Raw genomic sequence first — 12,238 nt, forward strand, 5'->3', positions numbered from 1 at the left:
CGGGGCAGGCCCGAGGGCCTTAGGCGCTGGCCACGGCCGCAGCGGGGGTATTGTTGGCCAGCAGGCCGCCTTCTTTCTCCACCACTTCCACGATGCTGTAATTCAGGGCCTCCTTGGTGTCAAGGTACTCGTCGTAGCTGCTGGTTTCAACGAAGTACTGCACCGTTACTTCTCTGCCGTTGGTGGTGAGGGCGTTGAATTTCATCTGCACGTCCTGCGTCACGAGTGGGTGCGCTTGCATGGCGGCCACCGCCCCGGCGATGATGGCGTGGAGCTGGGCGCTGGTGGTGCGCTGGTCGAAGGTGAGCGTGAAACCCACGCGCCGGGCCGTGCGCAGGCTTAGGTTATCGAGGGGCTTATCGATCATGCTTTTGTTGGGCACGGTGAGGTAGCTTTTCTCGGCCGTGCGCAGGCGGGTGCTGCGGAACCCAATTTTTTCCACCGTGCCGCTTACGGCCCCGGCCGTCACGAGGTCGCCCACACCGAAGGGCTGGTCGAGGAAAATCGTGAACGAGGCCAGCAGGTTTTCGAGGCTTTCCTTAGCGGCGAAGGCGATGGCCAGCCCCCCGATGCCCAGGCCCCCGATAAGGGCCGTCACGTCCACCCCGAATACTTTGCCCATCACCACCAGCAGGCCAATGACGACCACGAACACCTTCAGCAAATCTTTGGCGAAGGGCAGAAACTGGCTGTCGAGGCGGTCGGCCGCGGCCGCGGCGTTGAGGGCCGCGCGGCGCTGCACCACCAGCAGCGCGAAATCGATGAGGCGCAGAATGACCCACACCACGGCACCAATCACGCCCAAATGAAAAAGGTCTAGCAGCGCCGTCTTGGGCCAGGGCTCGGTGCCCGGCTTGGGCACCAGCGGCAGCGGGTAACGCAGCAGGTTGAAGGCCACGAACACCGTGATGAGCAGCAGCAGCGCGCCCAGGGGTCGGATGAGCAAGTCGTGCAGCTCCTTTTCGCTCACGCCGGCCGTGTAGCGCTTGGTAAGCCGAAAAAATCCGCTGCTAACCAAGCGCGAAAGCACGCGGTTAAGGCCCGCGCCGACGGCTAACACCAGCAGGGCCCATACGTAGTCGAGCAGTTCGTTGCCCAGCAGTTCGCGGTGCAGAAAGGGAGGTTCATTCATATTATTTGTTGGCGAGCCCACCAAGCAAGCAGTGTTGATGCCGGCGCGATGGGCCCGTCGTCTTCAATTTTCAGTCCAGTATGGCTCCAATTTTACGTTGGAATATTACCAGGCCCGAATTTTATACCCTCCCTTACTCGAACCAATTGGGGAAAGATATTGTATAAGCTGTATTCTAGATTTTGGGAAATCATTCAGGGAAATTCCTCTTTATTAATTCTTCATGAAACCACTCCTTTCGCGCGTTGAGGCGCAACAGTTGGACCGTGCGGCTGCAATGCTCAAAGTTCTCTCTCATCCGAAACGTCTCGCCATTGTCGACCTGCTCGGCAAGGGCAAAGGCAAAGACAACCAGTTGTCTGTCACTGACATATATCAAGCCCTTGATTTACCGCAGGCCATTGCCTCGCAACACCTCATCACCCTCAAGGATCGGGGCGTGTTGAAGTCGACCAAGGTTGGCACTAAGATTTATTATTCGCTGGCTGTGCCGCAGCTGCTCAAAGTCATCGACACCCTGGAGGATTACTCCGGCAAAGTTTAGAAGGTTCGATCCTTTCCCACGCAAAAAGGCCGCCCGGTTGGGCGGCCTTTTTGCGTTTTTATATTTTACAACTACTTTTTTGTATACCGGTTTTACGCCGTCGGCTGGCGCTCCAAATCAAACAGGTCGCTGAGCAAGTCCACGAGCTGGCCGGCCTCGGTTTCGTCGCGTTTGCAAGCGGCCTTGAGGTGCAGCACCTGCTGCTTGAGCACTCGCTGCATCAGCGAGCGGGTCACCTCGTCAAGCAGCTTGGTTTCGGCGGGGGTAGCTTTTTTCTGGAAGCGGTCCAGCTCTTCGAGGCGCAGCTGCTCGAGGGTGGCTTTCACTTTCTGAATAATGGGCGACACCATCATTTCCTTGGCCCAGTCGTGCAGGCCGACGAGGCTCTCGGCGATGATGGCCCGCACCTTGGGCACGGCCGCTAGGCGCATCTCCAGGGCCGCCGAGGCCTTGCTCTGGATGGCGTCGACGTTGTACACCAGCACGCCGGGCACCAGCTCCACGTCGGGGGCAATGCTGCGGGGCACGCTCAGGTCGAGGAAAAACTTGTAGCTCAACACGTCGAGGTGGCGCACCAGCTCGGGGGTGAAGAAGGGCTCGGCGCAGTTGATGGACGAGATGATGACGTCGGCCTCGCGCAGGGCGGGCACGATGGCCTCAAAATCCACGACGTGCAGCCCGGGGCACTCGCTGGCCAGGGCATCGGCCTTGGAGCGGGTACGGTTGCAGAGCGTAACGCTGGCGAAGGCTTTGCTGTTGGCTAAGTGGCGGCACACATCGGCCCCAATCTCGCCCAGGCCCACCACCAGCACGCGGGGGCTGGCCACGTCGGCTGTCAGCTCTTCGGCCAGCTCCACGGTGGCGTAACTCATCGAAGCGGCGCCATCGCGGAAGCTGGTTTCGGTTTGAACGCGCTTGTTGGTGAAGAAGATGGTGTGCAGCAGCCGGTGCAGGAAAGGCCCCGCAGCGTCGGCGTCGGCGGCCCACTGGTAAGCCATTTTCACTTGGTTGCTGATTTGCAGGTCGCCCACTACCTGGGCGTCGAGGCCCATGGCTACTTCAAACAAGTGCTGCACGGCGTCGTCGGCCGAAGTCAGCAGATCGAAGTACGGCAGGAAGCTGCCCACGTCGGGGCGGCCCTTGAGGGCCCCCAGGGCGAGGATGATGTCGCGGCTGCGGTCGTCGTCGGCCGCGTAATACACCTCGGTGCGGTTGCAGGTGCTGAGCACGAGCAGGTCGGCCAAGCCCAACTCGTGGCGCAGCGTGTTCAGAAAGCGGCGGCACGCGGCCTCGTCCAAGGCCAGCAGCTCGCGGATGGCGAGGGGTGCTTTTTTGAAGGAGAGACTGACGGCCTTGAACGGGTGAGACATAAAGAAGCCGGGGTTGAACCGGTTCACAAAATTAGGGCTGGATTGTCAAAGATTGAAACAGCCAAACCGCGTAAGGGGTTCGGACCCGGCAATGAGAATATTTACGGGACGAACCGCGCTAAATTCTGGTTGAACGGAAGTTGTACTTTTGCGGCATGCCCTCGCCCACCCTGCCCCTGCCGGCCAACCCGGACCTGCTTGCCTCCGCTGCGGGGTCCGCTGCCCCCGCAGCGGCCCCCGCCCCGCCCGCCCCAGCCCCCCCGCTAGCCGCCGCCTGGGCCCTGCTGCTGGTGCTGGCCGGTATCTGGGGCACGTCGTTCATCCTGATGAAGAAGGGGCTAGTGGTGTTTTCGGCGCTGGAGCTGGGGGCCTGCCGCGTGAGCGTGGCGGCGCTGCTGCTGCTACCGTTTGCCCTGCGCCACGTGGGCGGGGTCGAGCGCAGCCGCTTCAAGTGGCTGGCGCTGAGCGGAGTAGTGGGCACCCTGATTCCGGCCTTCTTGTTTGCCTACGCCGAAACCCGGCTGGCCTCGGGGCTGGCCGGGGTGCTCAACGCCCTCACGGTGATGTTCACGCTGCTGTTGGGGGCCCTACTGTTCGGGCAGCGCCTCACGGGCCCGCGGGTGCTGGGCATCGGGCTGGGCCTGGCGGGCACGGTGGTGATGCTGCGGCTCGGCGGCAGCGGCGACGCCGCGCTCGTCGCTGCCGGCAACGCTTGGTACGGCGGCTACATCGTGGCCGCCACGCTGGGCTACGGCTTGAGCGTAAACGTGATAAAATATAAACTAGGCGGCATGAAGCCGATGGCCGTGACGGCGGTGCTGCTGCTGCTGATTGGGGGCCCGGCGCTGGCCTACCTGCTGCTGGGCACGGCCTTCCTGCACAAGCTGGCGGCGGTGCCGGGGGCGTGGGCAGCGTTTGGCTACGTCGCGCTGCTGGCCACCCTGAGCACGGCCGTGGCCATGGTACTGTTCAACAAGCTTATCCAGCAGTCTACGGCGCTGTTTGCCTCGTCCAGCACCTACCTCATTCCCATCGTGGCCCTGGCCTGGGGGGCCCTCGACGGCGAAGCCTTTAACCTGTGGCACCTGCTGGGCATGGTCGTTATCCTGGCCGGCGTGCTCATCATTCACCGGGCGCGGTGACAGCGCGGTGAAAAGGACCTAGTGGACGTCGCGGTATTTTAACCGGGACGTGATGTAGTTCGGGAGCACCTTTTGCTGGTCGTACATTAGCAAGGCCTGGTACAGCTTTCCATTGGTGAAACGGGCCAGCTTACCGACCCCAACCCCGCCGAACAGCCCCAACAAAATGCCGTACCCCAGGAGGGAAACGTTCACCGTGGTCGTGCCCGAGCCGTTGGTGGTGGTGCCCGTTTGGCTGGCGACAAACGCAATGGCCGCGGCACCCGTGGCCAGCCACAAAGCCCCGCCGGTCTGCTTGCGGGCAAACAAGTGAATGGTGGCGGTGGCTTCCTTGCTGGCAGCGTAGCGCTGGTACAGGTACGTTTTGTAGTTGCCCGGTACTTGCGCCGGAGGCAACAACGCGGCAGGATCGGGGGCAACGGGACCGGCGGCTACCGGTGAAGGCGAAGAACCAGTAGGCACTGTTTGCCCTCGTCCCGCCAACGAATACGTCCCTAAAATTATAATAATGAGCCAAATGCGTAGTTGTGTTAACATTTGAAAGGAAATAAAACGTAAAAAATTGACCGTTGATACGATAGTATTCATGGGTTTAAAAGCAAAGATATACGCCGTGACATGCTGGCTGCGCAGAAAACCGGCATTGCTTGATCCGTCGCTTCCGCTGGCTCCGTGCACGCTTTGGAGGCCCGCACGGGGCCAGCGGCCGGGGCCCGCAAACATTAAAAAGACTGGGTGAGCCCCAGCTGGCCCCAGCGGTGGGTGCGGCCGCCCGCAAACTCCGGCGATACCCAGGTGGCGGCGGCGGCGAAGCTGAAGCCGTCGTGCGCCAGCGCCAGGCCCCAGGTGCCGCGCAACACCGCCCGGCGCACGTCGGCGGCCGCCAGCGTGTAGGGGCTGCGGTTGAAAAGACCGCCTTGCAGCGTGGCGTCGTAGCCCACGAGTCGGCCGTTCAGCGCGGCCTGGCCGTAGCATTGCCAGCGGTGCAAGCCCGCGTGCGGGCCGGGCGCGGCTCCGCCCAGGTTGGCAAAATACGGGTTGAGCTGGCCGACGCGGAGCCGGACGCCAGTGCCGGCGTAGGTGTAGAGCGTGCCCACCGAGGCTTCGGCCGTGCCCAGCAGCTCGGCGCGGCCGGGGACGGCCAGCAGCTGCTTTTCGTACGCTGCGCAGTAGCCCAGCACGGGCGCGTTGCGGATTTGGTGGTCCCAGCCGCGCGGCTCCTCGCCGCCGGTGAGGCGGTGAAGGGCGGTTTGCACCTGCTTGCCCCCGGCGGCCGGGCCGATGAAGCCGACGTCCAGGGCCGTGGTGAGCCGCTGGTAGCGGGCGGACCGGTTGCCGACGCGAAAGAAGGAAGCGTAGAGGTACGCCGCGTACGGCCGGTCCCCGACGCGCACGGCCGGGTCCGCGATGCTCAGGGGCGTGAAGCCGTCGTAGCGCAGCCCGAGGCCGTGGTACTGGGTGCTGCCCCGGGGGCCCCCGGGCAGCAGGTGCCGGGTGGGCAGGCGGGCCAGCGCCGGGTGCACCAGCGCCAAGGTCATGCCCTGCGTGAAGTAGTAGTCGGTGCGGAAAAACAGGTCGTTGGCGTAGGTGTAGCTCAGCAGCCGGTCGGGGCTAACGGGGCGCAGGGTATCGGCCGGCACCGGCGCGGCGCGGCTACCGAAACTCAGCAACACCGGGAGCAGGAGGTAGGGTGGGCGCATGGGTAGCAGAGCCTTACGAAGCCGGCCGGCCCCCGGATGGCCGCCCAGGCCCGGCGCTATTCGGGCGCGTGGGGCCACACTTGAAACCGGGCCGGTAAGCGGCGCGAGCGTTGCCGGTCAGGCAGGCCAGCGGCCGGGGCAACCCGGCCGCTGGCCTGCCCGGCGTGCCCGGGTTCGGCTTCGGGCGGCAAACAGGGGGCCGCGCGCAGGTGCCGCACCGGGGCCCTGTGGCCGGGCCAACCGGCAAAGCCACGCACCCTGGAGCCGGTTTCTTCCGGCTCCAGGATTGGGGCCGGTCCGCGTGGCCCCGTCCCGGCCCCCGCGGCCGAAAAACGTGGGCCGCGGGGGCCGGAACGGGGCCACGCCAACGAAAGGCGTTAAAAAGGATTTGTCGGCTGGTAAAATCATAAGAATAAATTGTATTTATCTATGCCAAGTATGGTAATTGTTCGGCCTGGAGCCCTCGTTATAGCCTCGTCGCTTGGCCATTCCGAATACCACGAATTATCATTTTCTGTACGTAGCAATACTAATTGACATACAGCTATTTGCACAAGAAATAAAATGCTTGATGCCTGATAAATAATTTATTTTTGCGAAATACGGACCACCTTATTTTTGGTTGTTTACGTAATGACTGGTAATATTCCGTTACCATGAAACGCGGGGCTCCACCGCGCCGGTACTCTGCCCCATGAACAACGTGCTACCCGTAGTAGAAAGCGAGCAACGGTTTCGTTCGCTGTTCGACCATAACCCCGACCTGGTGCTGTTCCAGGACGCGGCCGGGCTCATTCTGGACGCCAACCCGGCGTTTCTCGCTTTCATGGGCGAGGACCGGGCCGACGTGCTGGGCCGCCCCCTCACCGACTTCCTGCCCCCGGCGCTGCACGCCCTATTCAACGAGAAGCTGCGCGAGGCGTGCCGGGGCCACATGGTGCAGTTCGACGTGGCCGTGCCGTTTGCCGGCGAGGCCCCCACGATGCTGAGCGTTACCAAGATACCGCTGATGGTGCAGGGCACCGTGGCCGGCGTGCACGTGGTGGCCAGCGACGTGACGGAACAGTTTGCCTCGCACCAAACCATTCGCGACCAAGCCCACAAGCTCAACACCATTTTCGAGAGCATCACGGACGCCTTTTTCCTCATGGACCGGGAGTGGCGCTTCACCTACGTCAACAGCGAAATGGAGCGCCTGCTGAACGTGCAGCGGGAGCACGTCATCGGGCGGGACATGTGGGAGGTTTTTCCCGAAGAAAAGCACGGGGCGTTCCACAGGCAGTACCAACACGCGTTTGAAACGGACCAGGCCGTGCATTTCGAGGCCTTTTTTGCCAAAGGGCAGCGGTGGCTGGACGTGAAGGCGTTTCCCTCGCAGGAAGGGCTGTCGGTGTATTTCGCCGACGTCACGGAGAAGGTGCAGTCGCAGCAGGAGTTGTACCGGCAGCACAGCGACTTGCAGCAGTTCACCTACATCGTGTCGCACAACCTGCGGGCCCCGCTCGCCAACGCCCTGGGCCTGGCCGACCTGCTCGGCTCGCTCGACAAGCATTCGGCAGATTATGAATTGACCCTGAAACACTTGCAGGCCAGCACCCAGCAGCTCGACGCCGTGCTGCGCGACATGAACACGATCCTTTCCATCCGCGACAAGCAGGGCGTGGCCGCGGCCGAGCCCGTGCTGCTGGCCGCCGCGGTGGAGCAGGCCTGCCTGAGCCTGGCCGAGCCCCTGGCGCAGTGCGGCGGCGACGTGGTGCTCGACGTGCCGGCCGGCCTGCACGTGCTGGGCCACCGGGCCTACCTGCACAGCATCTTCTTCAACCTGCTCTCGAACGCCGTGAAGTACCGCGCCCCCGCACGGGCCCTGCGCGTGGGCATCGCGGCCACCGCCCGGCCCGACGGGGGGGTGCGGGTGGCCTTCGCCGACAACGGCTCGGGCTTCGACCTGGAAAAGGCCGGGGCCGACGTGTTCCGGCTCTACAAGCGGTTCCACAGCGGCCCGGCCGGCCGCGGCATGGGCCTGTACCTGGTGAAGGCCCACGTGGAGGCCATGGGCGGCCGCGTCGAGGTGCAAAGCGCCCTCAACGAGGGCACCCAATTCGTTCTGTACTTCCCCTAACCTCGCAATGGCTATGGATACCTTGCTCATCGACGACGACTCCATCGGCGTGTTTCTCACCGAGCGCCTGCTGAAACGCGAAGGCTTTGCTGAAAACATTATTTCTTACCACTCGGCCACCGAGGCCCTCGCCTTCCTGCAACGGGCGCGGCCCGAGGAGCTGCCCCGGGTCATCTTCCTCGACCTGAACATGCCCGTGATGAGCGGCTGGGACTTTTTGGAAGCCCTGCAACCACAGCAGGACCAGTTGGCCGGGCGCTGCCACATCTACATCCTCACCTCTTCGCTGGCCCACACCGATTCGGACCGCACCCAAGAGTTTCCCCTGGTCGAGGGCCTCATCCACAAGCCGTTGGACAGCGGGCAAATCCAGGCCATACGGGCCCAGGTGATGGCCACCAGCGGCTCATGACGGGCCGCGGGGCCCCGGCGGGCTACAGGCCGGGGCCCAGCTGCCGGGCCTGGCCGGGCCGGAGCCGCACGGCAATGGTTTTGCCGCCGTAGCGCACCTTGGCGGCGGTGCCGGTGGTGCTGCGGATGGTGGCGGCCAGCAGCTTGCCGTTCTGCCAGGCCAGGTCCACCTCGAAGCCCCCGCGGGCCCGCAGGCCGGCCACGCGGCCGGTGGGCCAGGCGGCGGGCAGGGCGGGCAGCAGGTCGAGGGCCCCGTCCTGGCTTTGGAGCAGCAGCTCGCCGATGCCGGCGGTGCCGCCGAAGTTGCCGTCGATCTGGAACGGCGGGTGGGCGCAGAACAGGTTGGGGTAGGTGCCGCCGCCGGTGTTGTACTGCGTGGCTTGCAGGCCGGTGAGGTGCAGCAGGTTGCGCAGCAGCTGGTGGGCGTGGTCGCCGTCGCGCAGGCGGGCCCAGAAGCTGATTTTCCAGGCCAGGCTCCAGCCGGTGCCGTCGTCGCCGCGCAGCTCGAGGGTGCGGCGGGCGGCGGCGGCCAGCGCGGGCGTGCCGAGCGGCGAAATCTGCCGGCCCGGGTAGAGCCCGAACAGGTGCGATACGTGCCGGTGGTGGGGCTCGGCGTCGTCCCAGTCCTTGTACCACTCCTGGAGGTTGCCTTTTTTGCCGATGTGGAACGGGAACAGCTGGGCCTGCTTGGCCACCAGCAGCTGCCGGAAATCGGCGTCCACGCCCAGCACCTCAGACGCCTCGATGGTGTTCGTGAACAAGTCGCGGATGATGGACATGTCCATCGTGGAGGCCACCGAGATGCTGCCTTTTTCGCCCTTTTCGGTGATGAACACGTTTTCGGGCGACGACGAGGGCATGGTCACCAGCAGGCCGTCTTTGTCGGGCACCAGGTAATCGAGGCAGAACACGGCGGCGTCCTTCATCAGCGGGTAGGCCGTGGTGCGCAGGTAGTTGGCGTCGTTCGTGAAGCGGTAGTGCTCCCACAAGTGCTGGCTCAGCCAGGGGGCCCCCATGTTCCAGTTGGCCCAGGTGGGGGCTCCTTTGCCGAGGTCGCCCACCGGGTTGCTCGTGGCCCAGAGGTCGGAGTTGTGGTGCACGGCCCAGCCCCGGGCCCCGTAGAAGTTGTGGGCCGTGGCGCGGCCGGTCACGGCCAGCGCCTGGATGAGGGCCAGCAGCGGCTCGTGCAGTTCGGAGAGGTTGGCGGTTTCGGCCGGCCAGTAGTTCATCTCCGCGTTGATGTTGGTGGTGTAGTTGCTGCTCCACGGGGGCCGCACGCTGTTGTTCCAGATGCCCTGGAGGTTGGCCGCCTGCCCGCCCGGCCGCGAGCAGGAAATCAATAAATAGCGCCCGTACTGGTAGTACATGGCCTCCAGGGCCGGGTCGGGGGCCCCGTCGGCGTAGTGCTTCAGGCGCTCTAGGGTGGGCAGCGGGGCCCCCGCCGGGTCGGGGCCCAGGTCCAGGCCCACGCGGTTGAAGTAGTGCTGGTAGTCCTGCACATGGCGCTGGCGCAGGGCTCTGAACGACCGGGCAAACGCCGGGGTCAGGTAACTGGCCGCCAGCCGGTCCTCGTCTTTACCGTCGCGGTCGGGGCACTTGTCGTACCCGTTGAAGCTGGTGGCGGCCGAGAGGTAGAGCAGCACTTCGGTGGCGCGGCGCACGTGCAGGCCGGCGGCGTCGGCGGCCACGGTGCCGCCCCGGTTTTTGGCCTTCAGGCGCAGCTCGAAGCGCATGCCCCGGCACCCGCCGGGGGCCGCGTACACCACCGGCTGGGCGTTGTAGCTCACGTAGCTGGGGTCGGTGTGCGCGGGGGCCTGGCCGCGCAGCACCAGCTCGCCGGCCCCGCCGGGGGCCACGGCGAAGTGCAGCTGGCTGGTGGCCGAAACGTCGAAGGTGAGCCCGCCCTTGCGGCTGCTTTTAAACTGCACCACAATCACCTGGTCGGGGGCCGAGGCCAGGATTTCGCGGCTGTACTGCACCCCGCCGGCCGTGAACCGGGTGGTGGCCGTGGCATCGGTTAGGTCCAGGTCGCGGTAGTAGTCGGTGGGGGCCCCGGCGAAGGCCTGCTTGATTGCCACGTCGCCGAGCGGCATGTAGGCCTCCGTGTACAGGCCCTGCATCTGGTGGCACAGCGCCTCGGCCTTTAGGTAGTCCTCTTTGGCAAGCGCCGCCCGCACCTGCGGCAGGTAGCTGGCCGCCGCGGGGTTGGGGTCGAGGTTGGCCGGCCCGCCCGACCACAAGCTACTCTCGTTCAGCGAGAGCAGCTCCTCGCCCGGCCGCCCGAACACCATCGCCCCGAGCCGGCCGTTGCCCACCGGCAGGGCCTCCGTCCAGGTGGCGGCGGGGGCGGCGTACCACAGCTTCGGGGGCTGCTGGGCGCGGGCCGCCGGCCGGGGCCCCAGTAAAAGGCTGGTGGCCAAGAGCAATTGTTGCGCTTGGCGCATAAGAACAGCGGTGCGTGAGGTCGGCCCAAAACCCATTGGAGGCCCTAAGTAACGACGCGTGGCACGGGCTTTACAGCGGCAGCTGGATGTAGAAGGTGGTGCCGACGTTTTCCTGGCTCTCGAACCGGATGGTGCCCTGGTGGAGCTGCACCAGGGCGCGGATAATCGACATGCCCAGGCCGGTGGTTTTCTCGCCGCGCAGGCCCGGCCGGCGGGCTTCGGTGAAGCGGTCGAACAGCGCGGGCTGGAGCTTTTCGGGAATGCCCACGCCGTCGTCGGCCACGGTCACCAGCACGTGCCGGGGGTGCTGCTCCAGGGCCACGGCAATGTGGCCGTCCTCGCGGGTGAACTTGATGGCGTTCGACACCAGGTTGTTGACGACCTGCAAAAACTTGTTGTTGTCCAGCTCCACGTACACGTCGGGCGGGCTGCTGAAGCTGAAGTGCTTGGCCACCAGGTGCTCGGCCTGCTGGTAGGTGTCCATCACCTGGCGCAGGCTGGTGGTCAGGTTCACGCGGCGGCGCTTGAGTTGCACGCTGGCCGATTCGGCAAACTCGACGTCCACAAAGTCGCGGATAAGGTTCACGCTGTCGCGGCAGGTGTCGCGCATCACCCGCACCAGCTTTTCGAGCTGCGGGTCGCGCAGGGCCTCCGTCTTCTCCTGGAAGTACCCGGCCATTTGCTCCATCATGTTGAAGGGCCCGGCCAGGTCGTGGGAAAGAATTTCCAGCGTGGTGTTCTTCTTGGCCATGAATTTATCGGCGTTGCGCGTGTACTCCTGCTCCACCGTCACGTCTTGCACCGTGCCGCAGAGCAGCACCTGGCCGTCGCTGGCCACCGTGCGGCGGGCCAGCACGCGCAACCATTGCGAGGAGGCGTCCGGGCTGGGCTGCATCCGCAGCAACAAGTCGTCGTGCATGGCGCCCGTCGCCAGCTGCTTCAGGCAGGCCAGGGCGTACGCGCGGTCGTCCCCCGGGATGCGGTGCAGCAGGCCGGGCAAATCGGCGTCGATGGTAGCGCGGCGGGCCGGGGCAAACAGCTGCTCATACGTCTCGTTAACGTACAGCACCTTAGCTTCGCTGACGCTGTAGGCAAAAAACAGGAGCGGGTTGCCTTCGGCCAGGTGGTGCAGTATTTCGGTCTGGTCTATCATGGTGCGTGCGGGGGCCGGAAGCACGGTGAAAGTCCATTGCGGCGGTTCCCAATCGGTAAAGATTGCCAGTCGAAGTTAGCCAAGCGCACCCACTTCCCCAAAAACACAGGGGCCCCGGCCACGGCAAGGCGGACGGCAACGCCTGCCAAGCGGCCCAAATTAAAGGCCAAAATGTCGGCGAATAGCGCCCGCGCGCCACTTCCCGCTCCGCTAGCTGCGCCCA

General features: G+C 64.8%; 10 protein-coding genes. 4 read left to right on the forward strand and 6 right to left on the reverse strand.

The window, feature by feature from the left end; genetic code table 11:
* Window positions 1–19 precede the first annotated feature (19 nt).
* Window positions 20–1,132, reverse strand: a complete 1,113-nt coding sequence (locus HNP98_RS10490; protein ID WP_173810023.1) for a mechanosensitive ion channel family protein — start codon at window positions 1,130–1,132, stop codon at window positions 20–22.
* 223 nt (window positions 1,133–1,355) lie between these two features.
* Between HNP98_RS10490 and HNP98_RS10495 the strand changes: the two genes are divergently transcribed.
* A complete protein-coding gene (locus HNP98_RS10495; protein WP_068237743.1) occupies window positions 1,356–1,676 on the forward strand; it encodes an ArsR/SmtB family transcription factor in 321 nt (106 codons plus the stop codon).
* A gap of 92 nt (window positions 1,677–1,768) precedes the next feature.
* Here HNP98_RS10495 and hemA read toward each other — a convergent pair whose 3' ends face one another.
* On the reverse strand, window positions 1,769–3,046 hold the full coding sequence (gene hemA, locus HNP98_RS10500; RefSeq protein WP_173810024.1) for a glutamyl-tRNA reductase: 1,278 nt from the start codon (window positions 3,044–3,046) through the stop codon (window positions 1,769–1,771).
* 155 nt (window positions 3,047–3,201) lie between these two features.
* Between hemA and HNP98_RS10505 the strand changes: the two genes are divergently transcribed.
* Entirely contained in the window at window positions 3,202–4,188 is a 987-nt protein-coding gene (locus tag HNP98_RS10505; protein WP_173810025.1) for a DMT family transporter, read from the forward strand.
* 18 nt (window positions 4,189–4,206) lie between these two features.
* Here the strand turns inward: HNP98_RS10505 and HNP98_RS10510 are convergent, their stop codons facing one another.
* Together HNP98_RS10510 and HNP98_RS10515 are read right to left on the reverse strand one after the other, a co-directional pair.
* Complete coding sequence (locus HNP98_RS10510; protein WP_173810026.1) at window positions 4,207–4,584, reverse strand: hypothetical protein; 378 nt, start codon at window positions 4,582–4,584, stop codon at window positions 4,207–4,209.
* Window positions 4,585–4,910: 326 nt separating this feature from the next.
* Window positions 4,911–5,888 carry a lipid A deacylase LpxR family protein gene (locus HNP98_RS10515; RefSeq protein WP_173810027.1) on the reverse strand — a complete coding sequence of 326 codons (978 nt, stop codon included), beginning with the start codon at window positions 5,886–5,888 and terminating at the stop codon, window positions 4,911–4,913.
* Between the two features lie 694 nt (window positions 5,889–6,582).
* Between HNP98_RS10515 and HNP98_RS10520 the strand changes: the two genes are divergently transcribed.
* On the forward strand, window positions 6,583–8,007 hold the full coding sequence (locus tag HNP98_RS10520) for a PAS domain-containing sensor histidine kinase (RefSeq protein WP_173810028.1): 1,425 nt from the start codon (window positions 6,583–6,585) through the stop codon (window positions 8,005–8,007).
* A gap of 13 nt (window positions 8,008–8,020) precedes the next feature.
* Window positions 8,021–8,419 carry a response regulator gene (locus HNP98_RS10525; RefSeq protein ID WP_173810029.1) on the forward strand — a complete coding sequence of 133 codons (399 nt, stop codon included), beginning with the start codon at window positions 8,021–8,023 and terminating at the stop codon, window positions 8,417–8,419.
* Window positions 8,420–8,441: 22 nt separating this feature from the next.
* Here the strand turns inward: HNP98_RS10525 and HNP98_RS10530 are convergent, their stop codons facing one another.
* Both HNP98_RS10530 and HNP98_RS10535 read right to left on the reverse strand, forming a co-directional pair.
* Window positions 8,442–10,862, reverse strand: coding sequence for a glycoside hydrolase family 95 protein (locus HNP98_RS10530; protein WP_173810030.1), 2,421 nt, complete (start codon window positions 10,860–10,862; stop codon window positions 8,442–8,444).
* A 70-nt stretch (window positions 10,863–10,932) separates the two neighbouring features.
* Window positions 10,933–12,015, reverse strand: a complete 1,083-nt coding sequence (locus tag HNP98_RS10535; protein ID WP_173810031.1) for a sensor histidine kinase — start codon at window positions 12,013–12,015, stop codon at window positions 10,933–10,935.
* Window positions 12,016–12,238 lie beyond the last annotated feature (223 nt).

It is taken from the genome of Hymenobacter caeli (assembly GCF_013294115.1).
Classification (GTDB): domain Bacteria; phylum Bacteroidota; class Bacteroidia; order Cytophagales; family Hymenobacteraceae; genus Hymenobacter; species Hymenobacter caeli.